A 16235-nucleotide genomic window follows, 5' to 3' on the forward strand; every position below is an offset into this window, starting at 1 on the left:
TATGTATAAAATTTTAATCGTTGAAGACGATCCAAATATTTCATCATTATTACAATCTCACATTCAAAAATATGGCTATGATGCTGTTGTTGCGGAGAACTTCGATGATATTATGGAATCGTTTAACGCCGTGAAACCACATCTTGTTTTACTTGATGTAAACTTACCGAAATTCGATGGTTTCTACTGGTGCCGTCAAATTCGTCATGAATCTACTTGTCCAATTATTTTCATTTCAGCTCGTGCTGGTGAAATGGAACAAATTATGGCGATTGAAAGCGGTGCGGATGATTATATTACGAAGCCGTTCCACTACGACGTTGTAATGGCGAAAATCAAAGGTCAATTACGCCGTATTTACGGTGATTATGCACCAAATATTTCTGAACGTATCGTTGAGGTTGAAGGACTAAAACTATTCCCTGAGCGTCCAGAAATTCATTTTGGAGCTGAGCAAGTTCTTTTAACGAAGAAAGAAGCAATTTTAGCAGAAATGCTATTATCTAAATTCCCGCGTACAGCGAGTCGTGAAGATTTACTAGCCGCTCTTTGGGACGACGAAAGCTTCGTTGAGGAAAATACATTAAACGTAAACATCACGCGTCTTCGTAAAAAGTTCAATGAGCTTGGTATTGAAAATGCTATTGAAACAGTACGTGGACTTGGGTATCGTTTTAACGCAACTTGGAGTGAATAAACATGAAGCTATTTTTACGTGATCATTTTGCATTTTTCCTACTATATGTATTAAACTTCGGAATCATTTTCGTTCTTTATGATGCAGTAGACGGATTTCAAAATAATAAGTTTTACTTCATCGTTTTAAGCTTATACTTATTCATCTGTTTCCTCGCTTATCGTTACGTTCGTAACCGTAGAATGTACCACAGATTAAGTGAACCACCAGAGAAAATGGAAGATGCGTTTATTGAAAGAGCGACTGCTCCTATGCCCCACAGTGTAAACGAGCTCGTTCGTACGCAATATCGCCTATTCCAAAAAGACCTACAAACATTCGAAGTAAAACAGCAAGAACACCAATTATTTATTAACCATTGGGTACATCAAATGAAAACGCCTGTTTCTGTTATGCAGCTTATGGTGCTTGAAATGGAAGATGAGCATTTAATCCCTAAATTCAAAAAAGAGCTAGAGCGATTAAATCAAGGGCTCGATATGGCTTTATACATGGCAAGATTAAATAACTTCCATGAGGACTTCCATGTTGAGACGATTTCATTAAAAGATGCTGTAACAAAAAATATTAACGGATTAAAAGAACTATTCATTCGAAACGGAGTCTTCCCCGTTTTAGAAGTTCATTCAGATTTAAAAGTTGCTTCTGATGCGAAATGGCTAAAGTTCATTATTTATCAGTTAATGACAAATGCAGTTCGCTACTCTGGTGAGCGCGGAAAGAAAGTTTTCTTATCAGCTTATCGCAATGGTAAAGATATTATTTTGGAAGTTCGTGACGAAGGCGTTGGTATTCCGCAAGAAGATATTCGAAGAGTATTTGAACCTTTTTACACTGGAAAAAACGGTCGTGCATTTGGAGAATCTACTGGTATGGGGCTTTATATTGTAAGTAAAATTTGTGATTATTTAGGTCACTCTGTGAAACTAGACTCTGAAGTTGGTAAAGGAACGACGATTAAAATCATCTTCCACAACGCTGCCAATAACCAAGCAGAAAACACGGAGAAGGTGACCGAAGCATGACCATAACATATGCTAGCAAAATGTATGAGAATTTACTCTCATACATTTTTTGCAATAAAACTACATATCAGCCTTCTATCGGGAGGTACTTATTATGACATTTTGGCAATTCGCATTCAAAAATGTAACGCGCAACTCAAGAGCTTATTTTGCTTACTTTATAAGCAGTTCCTTTTCCATTGCTGTTTTCTTTTCATTCGCTGTTTATTTGTTTCATCCAAAATTACAAAATTCCACTATGATCTCTGAAATTTCAGGATTAATGATTTTTTCAGAAGTTGTTATTGTTTTGTTCTCGTTCTTTTTTTTACTCTATTCAATCGGATCGTTTTTAAAGGTTCGTAAAAAGCAATTTGGGATTTTAACTGTTTTAGGTATATCAAAAAAGCAATTACATCGACTCGTTTTCACTGAAAATATGCTAATTGGTATTTTATCTATCTTTTTCGGTATGCAGTTTGGATTTGTATTTTCACAATTTTTCTTATTAGTGACAGCGAAAATTACACACCTACCAGGGATATATTTATATATACCTACGAATGCTTTCATTTTAACAACGATTGTGTTTCTTGGTCTCTTTATCGCTGTATCTGCATTCACACCAATGCTTATTCGAACAAAAAAAGCAGTGCACCTTTTAAAAACAAACAATGTAAAACAAAAAGAAAGAAAACCATCCATATCCATTTCTCTATTTGGTGCTATCTGTTTATTAGGTGGTTATATTTTAGCTGTAAACCCTAAATATTTTTTCTCAATAAACCCGCAAGTAGGCGTTATATATATGGTTTCAAGTATTTTTGTGATTCCAGCACTTGTTACAATTGGGACATATTTTTTCTTTTCTCAAATTAGTTTCTTACTTATTTATATTTTAAAGAAAAGAAGAAATTTTTATATGAAACGTATTAATATGCTTTGGATTTCGGATTTAGCAAGTCGTATTCGCACGAATATCAATATGCTTTTTATTGTAGCGATGCTATCTACAATAGCCTTTACAATGATTACATTTCTATATGGATTTGGAAAGTTTACAAAGCTAGATGTTACGAGAAGTTCACCTTTTCCATTTTCTTATTTTTCATATGACGCAAATCCTTTTGCTAACAAGCATTTAACTTGGCTTGAACAGCAGTTACAAAAAGAAAATTTCTCTTATAAAAAGATAGAAGCTGATTTATATGAAACACCACTGAAAGAAGATGAAGGTATAACGGCTTACAATGACGTCTATGCAATGAAACAAAGTGACTATAATAAACTTGCAGCTTCCCTACGAATGAAACAACTATTCATGAGCGATAACGAAGCATATGTCTTAAGCGATAGCGCTTATTTCACCTTATTTAGCCAATTTGAGCCAAGCTTCAATAGAAAATCCATTACACTTTCTAGCACAAATACGATATTACAAGTAAAGGGCTATGAACAAGTAGGGGCCATTCCATCTAACTTTTCATATCAAACTTTAATTTTACCTGATGTTGTTGTAAACAACTTACCAAGTACAACAAAGCATATATCAGCGTACAATTATAACGTACAAAATTGGGAAAAGACGTATAAAATTGCTAATGATTTTATGAAAAAAATACAAAAAGATCGACAGGAATTCCAATACGAAGGCCCCCTTATCCGCCCCTATGAATCAGCAGACTCATTATATAGAATCACATCAGGAAGTGCTGCATACTTCCTAATCGGGACATTCTTAGGTGTCATTTTCTTTATTGGAGCAGGTAGCGTTCTTTACTTCAGAATGTATACAGATTTAACAAACGAACAAGAAAAATATGTAGCAATTTCAAAAATTGGTGTAACAAATGCAGAGATGAAACGATCTGCAACCATTCAACTTAGCATTTTATTTTTCGTTCCATATGTTATGGCATCCATTCATACAATGTTCGCAACAAAAATGCTTCAAGATGTAATTGATTTATCACTATTCAAAGAAATTTCAGCCGTTCTTATTATTTTTGGCATAGTTGAAATCGTCTTTTTCTTATTCATTCGTTCCTTTTACATGCAAAAGTTATCAGAGTATACGAATGGTTAAGTTTTATGAATATATTAGTACAGGAAAAGGGTATCTCTTATATCCTTTTCTTCTTCACTCTATTAGGAGGTTTAGGTGAATGACATTTTGGCAGTTTGCCTTTAAAAACGTAACAAGGAACGCCAGAGCTTATTTCGCCTATTTTGTAAGCAGTGCGTTTTCCATTGCAATTTTCTTCTCGTTTGCAGTTTATTTATTTCATCCTAAATTGCATATGACAGGCGTGAATGCTGCTCTGAACATATTAATGACAATCTCAGAAGTTGTCATTGTATTCTTTTCATTTTTCTTTTTACTATATTCAATCGGTACTTTCTTAAAAGTACGAAAAAAACAGTTCGGGATTTTAACAGTACTTGGCATATCTCCAAAGCAGTTAAAGAGGCTTGTATTTCTAGAAAACATGTTAATTGGTGGCCTATCCATATTTTTCGGCATTCAATTTGGCCTTGTCTTTTCACAGTTCTTTTTATTAGTTACCGCCAAAATTACGCATGTGCCTGGTTTATATTTATATTGGTGGCCTACAGGTGCTATCATTTTAACTATAATTATCTTTCTTGGACTCTTCATTCTCGTATCATCTTTTACACCGATGCTAATCCGTACGAGAAAAGCTGTACGTCTTTTAAAAGAAGGAACAAAACAAAAAGAAAGAAAAGCATCCGTACTCATCTCTCTATTTGGTGCGATATGTTTAATATCTGGATATGTTTTAGCAGCAAACCCGCTATATTTTATTTCACTAGGAGATATCGCTGGGCTTTTGTACGCTGCCTCCTGTATATTTGTCATCCCATCACTTGCTGCAGCTGGGACATATTTTTTCTTCTCACAAATTAGCTTCTTACTCATTCGCATATTAAAGACGAGAAGAAAATTTTATATGAAACGTATTAATATGCTTTGGATTTCTGATTTAGCAACCCGTATTCGGACGAATATTAACATGCTCTTTATTGTGACGATGTTATCGACACTCGCTTTCACAATGATTACATTCTTATATGGGTTTGGGAAATTCACAAAGTTTGATGAAATAAGGCAAAACCCTTTCCCGTTTACTTATTTATCACATACTGAAAATACGTTAGCTGATGAACATTTAAATTGGTTAGAACAAAAATTTAACGAAGAGCAGTTTACTTATAAGAAATTTAAAACGGATATATATGAAGTATCTTCGGCGGAAGAAAGCCCGCAGCTCTATTATGCAATTAAACAAAGTGACTATAATATACTGGCTAAGGCGTTAAATTGGGAAACTCTCACAGTGAATAAAGACGAGTCTTATATATTAATTAAAGATTTAGATGCTCAAGTCATTGGAACGCTTCATAATAAGGAAAAGAAAAACACTCTTACACTTACTCAAAACTCTTTACCATTGCAGGTTAAAGACTATACAAGTTATAGCCCGTTCCCAATTGGTTTAGTACCTCAATTAATCGTACTATCTGATGAAAATGTAGAAGCATTATCATCTATTTCGAAACAAATGAGTGTATATAGCTTCAAAGTTATGGATTGGGAAAAAGCATATAATATTGGTTCAGCATTTATAACAAAAATCGCTAACGACAATGCGGCGATTCAAGCAGAACATCCACCGTTCCACGCAAGTGAAGCAAGTGACTCTTTATACAACAAGAAACTAAATGTTGCTTCCTTTTTCTTAATCGGAACTTTCCTTGGCGTTATTTTCTTTATTGGTGCTGGCAGTGTTCTTTACTTCCGAATGTATACAGATTTAACAAATGAGCAAGAAAAGTATATAACGATTACAAAAATTGGTTTAACAGAAACTGAGATGAAGCAATCTGCTACAATCCAACTTGCTATTTTATTCTTCGTCCCTTACATTATGGCATCCATCCATACGATGTTTGCGACAAAGATGCTACAAGATGTATTAAATCTCTCGTTCTTCGCTGAAATTACAGTCGTGCTTATGATTTTTGGAACGGTTGAAATTCTCTTTTTCCTTTTAATTCGTTCCTTTTATATGCAAAAGTTATCACAACATATTAAGTTTTAAAAATAGAAAGGTGATTATTATGGAAGAGGTATTACACATAAAAAACGTCTCAAAAGTGTATGAAGGAAAAGTCCCTCATACTGCTTTAAAAAATATAAATTTACACGTAGATAAAGGTGAATTCGTTGCGATTATGGGACCATCCGGAAGTGGGAAATCCACATTTTTAAACGTTATTTCGACTATCGATTCACCTACTTCTGGAGAAGTCGTTATTAACGGAAAACAACCGCATACATTCCGTAGAGAAAAGTTAGCTATTTTCCGCCGCCAAGAGTTAGGTTTTGTTTTCCAGAACTTTAACTTATTAGATACACTAACAATTGGTGAAAATATCGTATTACCTTTAACGCTAGACAATATTCCTTTAAAAGAAATGGACGAAAAACTCGATAACATTTCAAAAAAGCTTGGAATTGATCATATTTTGGACAAACGTATTTTTGAAGTTTCTGGAGGACAAGCACAGCGTACTGCAGTAGCACGTGCCGTTATTCATAACCCTTCTCTTTTACTAGCTGATGAACCGACAGGAAACTTGGACTCAAAAGCAGCTATCGATGTAATGGAACTATTTACGAAGTTAAATAAAGAAGAAGATGCAACAATTTTAATGGTTACGCACGATCCTTTTGCAGCTAGTTATTGTAACCGTGTTATTTTCATTAAAGATGGTGGGCTTTACAATGAACTACACCGCGGATTATATCGCGAGAAATTTTATCAAGAAATATTAGATGTCCTAGCATTACTAGGAGGAAGACGTGGATGACATTTTGGCAATTCGCATTTAAAAATGTCTCTCGTAATTCTAAAGCATATTTCGCCTACTTTGTAAGTAGCGCTTTTTCTATCATGGTTTTCTTTTCATTTGCTGTTTATACGTATCATCCGCGCCTACAAAATGTTCAGAGCTATCAAGAACGAGATACCCTGATGAACTTAGCTGGTTCAGCACAGTTTGTCATTGTCTTGTTCTCATTCTTCTTCCTGCTTTATTCACTTGGAACATTTTTAAATGTAAGGAAGCAACAATTCGGGGTATTAACCGTTCTTGGTATATCAAAAAAACAATTAAAGCGACTTTTATTTACTGAAAATATGATAATTGGAATACTGGCTATTTTTGTTGGTATACAAGGCGGGCTTGTGTTTTCTAACTTTTTCTTACTAGTTACTTCTAAATTAACAGGTGCGAAAGGCCTCTACTTATATTGGCCTACAAAGGCAATTATCGTTACAACATTAACTTTTATTATTTTATTTTTCATCGTTTCTACATTTACACCGATGTTCATTCGTACTCGTAAAACAATTCGACTAATTAAAGTTACTAAAAAAGAAACGGAAGAAAAAAGACCATCAATAATAATCTCGTTGTTTGCCTTAACTTGTTTAGGACTATGCTATTATATTGCTGGTTATCCGCAAGGCTATGTAACGGAAAAAAATGTACAAAATGGATCTGTATTCTTTATCATATTATCTATTTTGCCACTCGTAGTAATCGGGACATATTTTTTCTTTTCACAAACATTTCTTCTCTTCATCTTCATTCTAAAAAAAAGAAGAAAGTTTTATATGAAACAAATAAATATGTTATGGATTTCAGATTTAGTTGCTCGTACTCGTAGTAATATTAATGTACTTTTTATCGTTTCTATGTTGTCTGCACTTGCATTTACAATTATTATTGGGCTGTTTGCTGCTAATAACAATACAAAGGCATCGGTATTAGAGCGATATCCTGTCCCCTTTACGTATACATCAGAAGGTGAAAATTCCCTAGAACAAAAGCACATTACTACAATTGAAACTGAGCTTACAAATGCTAATTTTCAATACAATAAGTATAAGTTTACAGTTTTAAAAGATACAGCTTTAAAAGATACAGCTTTAAAAGAAGAGATTGCGCTTATGAAAATGAGTGATTATAACTCGATTGCTAAGCAATTACAGAGACCAGAAATAGCTCTTGATTCTACACAAGTTTATATTATTTCTCGTCATTCACCAGCGCTCTTAAATCTTGTATCAAATCCATTTGCAAAACAAGATACAATTGCAATCGGATCTAATAAAAAAGAATTTCATATTAAAGGATTTATTAATAAAGGGATAGAACCATCCTTTGCATTCCCCCATTTAATTGTTGTACAAGATTATGTTTTTGACAATATGATTCCTCATATTGAAACGACCGTAATCTATAACTACTTCGTAGAAAACTGGGAAAATGCAATGGTTCCAACAAAAAATATGTTACGTGCTATTGGTGATGATGCACGTGAGTTCTACGAAAAACATAAAGAAAAGAAAGCGCAAGTTCCTTTCTACATATATACGGCTACTGATGAACTAGTTCACGGTAAAGAAGATGCAATTGCTAATTTCTTTATTTGGGCATTTCTCGGCTTTATTTTCTTTATCGGAGCAGCTAGCGTTTTATACTTCCGTATGTATAACGACTTAACGACTGAAAAACAAAAGTACATTACGATTACAAAACTCGGCTTAACAGAATCGGAAATGTTTCGTTCTGCAACGATTCAGTTAGGAATTTTATTTTTCATTCCTTATATAGTTGCTGGTATTCATACAATATTTGCGATTAAGTTTTTACAAAGCATGTTTTCTTTCTCTTTATTAAAAGAATTAATCATTATACTTACGTTGTTCGGGATTATCGAGATCATTTTCTTCTTCTTAATCCGTTCTCTGTACATTAGTAAATTATCACAGCATATAAAAATATGAATAAAATGGCCTTGTGCATATTGCACAAGGCCATTTTCAATAGTTTTTAAATAATTAGCAGCAATATCCACCATAGCCGCCGCCATAACCGCCGTAACCACCATAACCGCCACCATAACCGCCGCCTCCGCCGAAGCAGCTAGCACCGATAATGATTAATAAAATAAACAATACGATTAGAAGCGCAAAACCGCCTCCGCAGCCACGTCTGCGATCGAAATCATCACATCTGCGGTCGCAATCATCATGTCTGTGTTCACACTTTTCGCCCATTATTCTATTCCTCCTTTAGTATCATTCATAACAAGTTCTTCTTGCTCTAAATGAGGGGATTCCATTTATATTATGTTTTCAGGGCAAATCGGAAGCTTGGCACTCCTAAAAACGGGCTTGTTTCATGAAAAGAGCCCCAACACAAAAAGAGGATACCTTTAAATAGGCACCCCCTTCTTCTAAACAAACATATTAAGTAAAAGAGCAAAGCCAAATGCAATAAATGATAATAATGTCTCAAGTACAGTCCACGTTTTAAACGTTTCCTTCACTGTTAATCCTAAATACTCTTTTACAAGCCAAAATCCTGCATCATTTACATGAGAAAACATTAATGATCCTGCCCCTGTTGCAATAACGAGTAATTCTAAATTTACACCAGACATGTGCTGAATAACCGGTGAAACAATTCCAGCTGCTGTCGTTAATGCTACAGTAGCTGAACCTGTTGCAATTCGGATTAATCCCGCTACCATGAACGCTAAGACGATTGGTGATAATGAAATATGTTCTGCCATTTGAGCGATGGCTGTTCCAACGCCGCTTTCAATTAATATTTGTTTAAATCCACCGCCTGCACCAATTATTAAAATAATGGAACCGACAGGTAGTAAACTTTCATCTGTTAATTTTTTAATCATCTTTTTATTAATTCCTTGTTTTATACCAAGCAAATAAAACGCTGCGAAACATGAAATAAGTAAAGCGATTACCGGACTTCCTACAAATACTAAAAATTCAGTTTTTTTCGGTAATGAAATATATGGTGCGACTACTGATAAAATCATTAAAACTACTGGTAATAAAATGATAAAGAATGAAGCTTTACGACTTGGCAAATCAGTAGATACTGTCGTAACTCGAACAAGCTCCGGTTCATTTTCAGGTATAACCCTCTTATGTACCCACTTTGCAAATACCGGTCCTGCGATAATTGCTGTTGGTAACGCGATAATTAATGAATACAATAGTACCTTTCCTAGATTCGCGTTATAAATCCCGATTGCTGTCATCGCACCTGGATGCGGCGGCACTAGCCCATGTACAATCGATAATCCAGCAATAACAGGTAAAGCAATTAACAATATATTTTGTTTCGTTGTTTTTCGAATTGAAATAACAAGTGGTAATAAAATGACGATTCCCACTTCAAAAAACACTGGAATCCCTATAACAAATCCGGCGAATAACATAGCCCAAGGTAATTTTTTCACCCCGAAGAATCGAATGAAGAAATCTGCTACTTGCATGCCAGCCCCTGAATCAGACATCATTTTCCCTAAAATTGTTCCGAGAGCCAAAATACCAACTAAATGCCCTAGTACACTACCAACACCAGTTTCATAGACAGTAACAATTTTGGTCAAGTTCAACCCAGACATAATAGCTAAAAATAGACTAGCAACTGTTAAACTAATAAACGCATGCCATTTCCACCATGATACCCCTAAAATAACAATTGCGATCGCAATTAACGTGACGATTAATAAGTATATATCCATATCCCATTCCCCTTCGATATGAAATTTTTTTACAAAAAAAGAGGGAATTGGTCCCTCTTCATTTTTTACACATCATAATTTACAACGTAATGCTGCATTTCCGTATTGTAGTAGCCTTCACTATATTCAATTACTTCGCCAACTTCATCGTAAGAATAGCGCATACGTTTTAATAACGCTGTTCCCTCTTTTTCTCCTAACGCTTCTGCAACGAAATTAGGCGCAAATCCAACAGCGAATTCATCTCTGAAGTTTTCTAAATGTATACCACGGTCTTCAACTAAATCGTAAAGCGATTGTAAGTCAAAGTCCGCTAAGTCTGTACTTGCCATTTGTGCTGAGAAATAGTGCGTATAATGAATGTACGGAGTATCATTTAAAGTATATAGACGCTCAATACGAAAACTCTCTTTACCAAACAAACGAAATGGTACTGTTCCTTCCTCATTATGAACCACTTCTGCCTTTAGCAATTTCTTTTGTACTTTATAGCCTTCTTCCACTAACACTTCTGTAAATTTCTTTCCCTTTGAAAGCTTTGTCGCAGAAGTATTTCGAATGACTTTCGTTCCTTTACCACTTTTCTTTTCTAAATACCCTTCTTGAACGAGTTCTTTAATTGCGTTTCGCACTGTAATTTTACTCACTTTGAACTCTTCTTCTAATTGTGGTTCAGAAGGAATATTTGTATGAATGGCATAAACACCATGTAATATTCGATCACGAATAATATTTTTAATTTGTAAATATAATGGACCTCTTTTTCTCGTTACGTTCACCGTTACACCCACTACCTTTCTATATCACCTACTGATGCCGTCATTGCCCGGAGTATATCTTTCTCTGATGACATTGGCGTATCACCGACGATTGTATGTGCAAGCATTCCAGCTGCTGACGCAAATGAAACAGCTTTCTCTGGTGCAAACTCTTCTATCTCGCCATGAATAATTCCGCTCGTATAAGCATCTCCAGCACCTATTCTATCATATACAGAAAACGTAAGTGTTTTGGCAAAAGTGAACGTCCCATCTTTACATATGAATCCGCGAAGTGAGTGTGTATTATCACTATTAATAGAGCGATGCGTTCCCGCAATCGTAGCGATATTATATATTTCAGCGACTTTTGGAATAAGATCAACAAGCTGTGCTTCTCGCTCCGTCTCTTCCGTTTTCATTCCGAGAACAAACATCGCATCTTTTTCATTCATCATAACAATATCAGCAAGTCCCAGCATTTCTTCATAATGCGGTTTCGCCTGTTCATACCCATCTTCTCCCCAAAGCGATGGACGATAATTACAATCAAAGACAACAGTGCCTCCATTTTCTTTAACTGCCTTCGCCAAAGATTTCATATGATGGCGCACAGTATCATTCATAGCAAGGGTAATCCCGCAAAAATGAACGATATCAATTTCTTTTGCGATTTCTTCAAATTGGTACATCTCTTCACATGCCGTATTGAAACTACTTTCTAATCGGTTAGAATACGTAACGCGGCTTGCGCGTGCGCCAAATCCATTTTCCAAAAAGTACATGCCCACATATTTACCGCCTCTTGAAACAAGCGGTGCCTGAATGCCTAACTTTTGAATATGTGATACCGCAGCATCCCCAACAGAGTTTTCCGGTAAAGTTGAAATAAGAAAACCTTCATGCCCTAGATGAGAAAGTGCTGCTGCAACGTTCACACCTGTACCTGAAAATGAGTAATTTAATGAGTTTGCTTGCGATAGCAATTCATACCCTGGCACTTGCAGGCGCATCATAACTTCACCGAATGCTGCAATTTTCTTACGCATATTGATCAACTAACTTCTTCACGACCGCTAGTAATTCACGAACATCTTCTGTTTTCGTATTGCCAGTTTCTTTATCAATAATAGAAGAGTACACGTGCGGGATAACTTGCTCTACGTTTGCTTCTAATGCAATACGTACAATTGTTTCAAAGTTTTCTTTATCAATTCCGCCCGTTGGCTCTAATGCAAATCCTTCTTCCGCACATGCTTTCGCAACAGCGCGATATTCTTCTTCATGCGCTAAACCTTTCATTGGGAAGTATTTCAATGAATTCCCGCCCATATCACGTACAAGTGCGATCGCTGTTTTAATTGGAACGATTGCTTTTTCTTCTCCAGCTGCACTAATTGGACCAGTAGAAATATTTACGTACCCTACTTTTCCTGTTGGTGATACTAAACTATTAATCCAGCTATCTTTTCCGCCAAGATTTGCACGTGTTGCTCCAACTGAAGGGAACACTTGGTTAATATGGCTACCTGGATAATGCTTCGCAATTTCAGCTACAACTGCTGCTTGGCGATTATCTCCTGCTCCTAGTCCGATTGATACAGCGTCATCAATTTCTTTTCCGTATGCTTTCATCGCAGTTACTGCTTCTTCTACTGTTGGATAATCTTTTGATAACACTCCGACTACTACATAACCTTCTGCGGCTTCAAAAATATCTTTCGCATTTCGGGTATTGTTCGCTAATACATTTAATGCTACGCGGCCTTTATAAAAACGTTTTTGAATGTTTGTCATCTTAGTTTCCCCCTACAATTTCTCTCATTTTTTCTTCAATTACATGTATGTCATCACCTTGAAGTGGGCGTGGATCAATATCAAAGAATCCTTGTCTTACTCCGTAATCACGTGTGTAAATTGCGATTTCCCCTTCGCGTAATGCTGTTACAACGTCTTTTGCTGATTTATTTAACTCGTTCTCGTTAATATGAATACGTGCTCTAAAGATTGCTCTTCCTGCCTCATCTTGAACGATCGTTACATTTACACCATTTAATTCTTTTAGCGGCATAAGTACTTGTAATAACTCTTTTTCTTGTTCACTCTTATCTTCTTTTACTCCGTACTCATCAAGCGCTTGAAGTAAACCGAAAGTTGTTTCTTTCCCAACTTTCATACTTCTACCACTGCAATGTAATTGCACTTTCAGCCACTCGATATATTTTCGTTTCCCGCCGACAATACCAGAAGTAGGTCCTTCAATTGCCTTTGAACCGCTATAAATGGCTAGGTCTGAATACTTCACATATTTTTGAATATCTTCTTCTGCTGCTGCATCAACGATAAGTGGTACATTATTTCGCTGCGCTACTTCCCACGCTTCTTCAACAGAAATCATATTTTTTTGCACTGCATGATGCGATTTCACATAAAGAATAGCTGCTGTATTTTCGCCAATTGCATCTTCAATATGCTCCGCTTTCCCTTCATTTGCGTAACCTACTTCAACGAGCTTACCGCCGCCTAAATAAATCATCGTTTCAACAGGAGCACCGTATTGAACGTTATGACCTTTTAACATAATCACTTCGTTTTTCGCGATTACTTCTTGATGAAGTCTTTCACTTTTACGGCGATTTCCTTCTGTAACGATACCAGCGATAGAAAGCGCAATTCCACTCGATGCTGAGTTCACAACGACCGCTGCCTCTGAATCTAAAATTCTTGCAATATGGTCTCCTGCTTTATCTACTAAATCGGCAATTTCCACATAATTTTGTCCACCATGCTTCATCGCATCCATCACTGTATTTGTCGGAGCGGATACACCTAAAATACTCATTCTACCGCTCGCATTAATAACTCTTTTTAATCCGTACTTAGCATTCAATGAATAACCCATTGATTACAACCCCTTTCGTATCAATTCTTCTTTCAGCAACGCGCTGATCCCCTTCTGAATCAATTAACGTAATCGATTCATCTTTCACCGTAAATAAAGTTAAGTTTGCAATATCCCCTACTTGAATACGGCCAAGCTCTGGTTTTTTCAGCCACTCTGCCGCATTTTTCGTAACTGCATCAATTACTTCTTCTAGCGGATACCCTAAGTAAAGGAATTTCGAAAGAACGTTAGCCATACTGTAAACTGGACCGTGTATACGATTCTTCCGGTAAATATCTGTACTAATTGTATTAAAGGCAATACCGTAACGCTTCGCTGCCTCTGCTACTTTAAAAGAAAAACTAGCATTACCATGCCCAACATCTAAATGCACACCGCGTTTCACTGCATCTAACAACACAGGTAGCGGTTTGCCTTCTTCATCAAATAAATTATTTTCTTTCCCGTTTAAGTAATGTGTAATGACATCATCTTTTTCTAAAAGGGCTACAACTTCCTCAATACGCGGAGGAGCTGAACCGATATGTACCATAATCGGTAATGATGTTTCACGAGATAAAGAACGCGCTACGTGCAGCGGTTCAATTCCGCTATCACAAACGACACTTTTACTCATTCTCGCTTTTAATCCAACGATTACATCTTTATACTTTTCTACTGCATCTATTACTTTCTCTTTATCTATCCATTCCATATTGGATAATTCATCAATTCGTTTCAAACCGATGCGAGAAATATTTAAAAAGGCAAATAAATTCGTTTTTGCCTGTTCTCTACTTTGTACTAAATCTGCGATACGATCAGCTCCGCAGCTTCCCGCATCAACAATTGTCGTTACCCCTTGCTTAACGCCAATTTCATCTACCTCATCGCCATACGGATCAAACTCTGGAAAAGCATGAACGTGCAAATCAATCCATCCACTCGATACGTAAGTACCTGCGTAATCAAGAACCTTTTCGCCCTCGCCAAAACCAGCTTTCGTCACCTGTGCGATTTTATTATTTTCAACTACAATGTCAATCTCTTCCCCGTTCACACGCTTCACATTACGTAGCACGAATCGTTCTGTCATTGTATTTCCACCCTTTTCTATAAGAAGCCATAAGAATACGCTTACATTAAAATTTCATTTTATATCTCTTTCACATATTTAGAGTATCACGAAAAAAAAGAAAAGTAAATATAACGTTATAATGTTTAATGGTAAATAAAAAAAAATCCACAAAATGTTGATAGTACAGGAAATTATATCAATGATTCGACAAGGAATATCGATTTACCGACAAAAAACGGCAATCTATTTCTTATATGCCAAAAGACTGACCCAAAACGGACCAGCCTTTTTCTCTATTCTTGAACAGTCACAATAACCCCGTCCATATTGTTCCCCGAAATTTCATATTGCTTATTTACTGGAACATTCACGTTCATACGATCTGAAACTTTATAATAAGAAACCGTATATTTCTTACCTTCAACCTCAGTTGAAACTTCTTTTTCCTCTTTTAAAAAGTCCAAATATTCCTCTAACGTAATCTTCTTTTTTTGCATAATTGCGCTATGTGGTAAGCCGACATAACGTATGTGCCACGGCTCATATTGAATGCCCGTAATATCACTTTTATTTTTCGGATAACGTAAAACAAATCCGTGCTTCCATACGTTCTCTTCAATCCATTTTCCTTCAGGAGCTTTCTCCATTTTCTTTTGAGTAGACCCAACGTCGAGTGATAGCCCTAAATTATGTTCACTATATCCTGCTGGAAGTGCATAATCAGATCCCATTTCTTTATATAATTTACTTTGTTCTTGAAAATCTCGGTAACCGCTACTCATTAAGAAATGCTGTATTCCATCTTTCCCAGCTGCATCGACAACGTTCAAAAACTTTTTTACAACACCCTTTGATAAGCGAAGATTTCTATCAAATATTACATAGCCCCTTACTAATTCACTATTGTGATTTACATTTATAATATCGGACCTAACACTATCTTTTTTAACCGGGTAATCTTTATTAACTAATAGTAGATCCCCTTTATAAATTTGTTCCTTTGTGACCTCTATCTTTTCAGTGTTCGCGGCTTTTACTTTATTATCTTTTTCTGCAATTTTAACATCGATCTCCTTTTGAAATACTGGTAATATATAAAAGCCTACACATGCTGTACATACTATAAAAAGAGAAATAAATACCCACTTTTTCATTTCT

At 35.8% G+C, this 16235-nt stretch carries 14 protein-coding genes; 6 read left to right on the forward strand and 8 right to left on the reverse strand.

The features are described from left to right. The first annotated feature begins 1 nt into the window (after window position 1). The 6 genes from MHH59_RS24205 (at window position 2) to MHH59_RS24230 (ending at window position 8582) form a co-directional block, all read left to right on the forward strand. Window positions 2-697, forward strand: coding sequence for a response regulator transcription factor (locus MHH59_RS24205; protein ID WP_000276730.1), 696 nt, complete (start codon window positions 2-4; stop codon window positions 695-697). A 2-nt stretch (window positions 698-699) separates the two neighbouring features. Beyond that, the gene (locus MHH59_RS24210) at window positions 700-1722 is read left to right on the forward strand and encodes a sensor histidine kinase (protein WP_002167488.1); all 1023 of its coding nucleotides are present in this window, start codon (window positions 700-702) and stop codon (window positions 1720-1722) included. A gap of 94 nt (window positions 1723-1816) precedes the next feature. Next, window positions 1817-3787: an FtsX-like permease family protein gene (locus tag MHH59_RS24215; protein ID WP_078178321.1), complete on the forward strand. Its 1971-nt coding sequence runs from the start codon at window positions 1817-1819 to the stop codon at window positions 3785-3787. A 79-nt stretch (window positions 3788-3866) separates the two neighbouring features. Continuing rightward, window positions 3867-5825, forward strand: a complete 1959-nt coding sequence (locus MHH59_RS24220; protein WP_098632316.1) for an FtsX-like permease family protein — start codon at window positions 3867-3869, stop codon at window positions 5823-5825. A 19-nt stretch (window positions 5826-5844) separates the two neighbouring features. Next, a complete protein-coding gene (locus tag MHH59_RS24225; RefSeq protein WP_328019535.1) occupies window positions 5845-6597 on the forward strand; it encodes an ABC transporter ATP-binding protein in 753 nt (250 codons plus the stop codon). After that, window positions 6594-8582, forward strand: a complete 1989-nt coding sequence (locus tag MHH59_RS24230) for an FtsX-like permease family protein (protein WP_078178323.1) — start codon at window positions 6594-6596, stop codon at window positions 8580-8582. Before MHH59_RS24225 ends, MHH59_RS24230 begins: the two co-directional genes overlap by 4 nt. Before the next feature lie 54 nt (window positions 8583-8636). Here the strand turns inward: MHH59_RS24230 and MHH59_RS30895 are convergent, their stop codons facing one another. From MHH59_RS30895 to MHH59_RS24275, 8 genes are all read right to left on the reverse strand, one after another. Continuing rightward, entirely contained in the window at window positions 8637-8855 is a 219-nt protein-coding gene (locus MHH59_RS30895) for a YjcZ family sporulation protein (RefSeq protein ID WP_016127572.1), read from the reverse strand. Window positions 8856-9034: 179 nt separating this feature from the next. Next, window positions 9035-10357: a gluconate permease GntP gene (gntP, locus tag MHH59_RS24245; protein ID WP_340852565.1), complete on the reverse strand. Its 1323-nt coding sequence runs from the start codon at window positions 10355-10357 to the stop codon at window positions 9035-9037. Window positions 10358-10422: 65 nt separating this feature from the next. Beyond that, the gene (locus MHH59_RS24250) at window positions 10423-11148 is read right to left on the reverse strand and encodes a GntR family transcriptional regulator (RefSeq protein WP_340852566.1); all 726 of its coding nucleotides are present in this window, start codon (window positions 11146-11148) and stop codon (window positions 10423-10425) included. Continuing rightward, entirely contained in the window at window positions 11148-12164 is a 1017-nt protein-coding gene (locus MHH59_RS24255) for a sugar kinase (RefSeq protein WP_201057006.1), read from the reverse strand. Before MHH59_RS24255 ends, MHH59_RS24250 begins: the two co-directional genes overlap by 1 nt. Beyond that, window positions 12157-12912 carry a 2-dehydro-3-deoxy-phosphogluconate aldolase gene (gene dagF, locus MHH59_RS24260; RefSeq protein WP_002191030.1) on the reverse strand — a complete coding sequence of 252 codons (756 nt, stop codon included), beginning with the start codon at window positions 12910-12912 and terminating at the stop codon, window positions 12157-12159. The genes MHH59_RS24255 and dagF overlap by 8 nt, the downstream gene beginning before the upstream one ends. Window position 12913: 1 nt before the next feature. Then, on the reverse strand, window positions 12914-14017 hold the full coding sequence (locus MHH59_RS24265; RefSeq protein ID WP_002167480.1) for a DgaE family pyridoxal phosphate-dependent ammonia lyase: 1104 nt from the start codon (window positions 14015-14017) through the stop codon (window positions 12914-12916). Next, complete coding sequence (locus MHH59_RS24270; RefSeq protein WP_340852569.1) at window positions 13995-15095, reverse strand: amidohydrolase/deacetylase family metallohydrolase; 1101 nt, start codon at window positions 15093-15095, stop codon at window positions 13995-13997. Before MHH59_RS24270 ends, MHH59_RS24265 begins: the two co-directional genes overlap by 23 nt. Window positions 15096-15370: 275 nt before the next feature. Continuing rightward, entirely contained in the window at window positions 15371-16231 is an 861-nt protein-coding gene (locus MHH59_RS24275; protein WP_016120966.1) for a M15 family metallopeptidase, read from the reverse strand. Window positions 16232-16235 lie beyond the last annotated feature (4 nt).

Source organism: Bacillus sp. FSL E2-0195, assembly GCF_038003645.1.
GTDB lineage: Bacteria > Bacillota > Bacilli > Bacillales > Bacillaceae_G > Bacillus_A > Bacillus_A mycoides.

Excerpts from the sequence above, each read along its gene's own strand:
- MHH59_RS24225 (WP_328019535.1), top strand. The coding sequence starts at position 5,845 with ATGGAAGAGGTATTACACATAAAAAACGTCTCAAAAGTGTATGAAGGA.
- MHH59_RS24270 (WP_340852569.1), bottom strand. The coding sequence starts at position 15,095 with ATGACAGAACGATTCGTGCTACGTAATGTGAAGCGTGTGAACGGGGAA.
- MHH59_RS24205 (WP_000276730.1), top strand. The coding sequence starts at position 2 with ATGTATAAAATTTTAATCGTTGAAGACGATCCAAATATTTCATCATTA.
- MHH59_RS24215 (WP_078178321.1), top strand. The coding sequence starts at position 1,817 with ATGACATTTTGGCAATTCGCATTCAAAAATGTAACGCGCAACTCAAGA.
- MHH59_RS24210 (WP_002167488.1), top strand. The coding sequence starts at position 700 with ATGAAGCTATTTTTACGTGATCATTTTGCATTTTTCCTACTATATGTA.
- dagF (WP_002191030.1), bottom strand. The coding sequence starts at position 12,912 with ATGACAAACATTCAAAAACGTTTTTATAAAGGCCGCGTAGCATTAAAT.
- MHH59_RS30895 (WP_016127572.1), bottom strand. The coding sequence starts at position 8,855 with ATGGGCGAAAAGTGTGAACACAGACATGATGATTGCGACCGCAGATGT.
- gntP (WP_340852565.1), bottom strand. The coding sequence starts at position 10,357 with ATGGATATATACTTATTAATCGTCACGTTAATTGCGATCGCAATTGTT.
- MHH59_RS24220 (WP_098632316.1), top strand. The coding sequence starts at position 3,867 with ATGACATTTTGGCAGTTTGCCTTTAAAAACGTAACAAGGAACGCCAGA.
- MHH59_RS24230 (WP_078178323.1), top strand. The coding sequence starts at position 6,594 with ATGACATTTTGGCAATTCGCATTTAAAAATGTCTCTCGTAATTCTAAA.
- MHH59_RS24275 (WP_016120966.1), bottom strand. The coding sequence starts at position 16,231 with ATGAAAAAGTGGGTATTTATTTCTCTTTTTATAGTATGTACAGCATGT.
- MHH59_RS24265 (WP_002167480.1), bottom strand. The coding sequence starts at position 14,017 with ATGGGTTATTCATTGAATGCTAAGTACGGATTAAAAAGAGTTATTAAT.
- MHH59_RS24255 (WP_201057006.1), bottom strand. The coding sequence starts at position 12,164 with ATGCGTAAGAAAATTGCAGCATTCGGTGAAGTTATGATGCGCCTGCAA.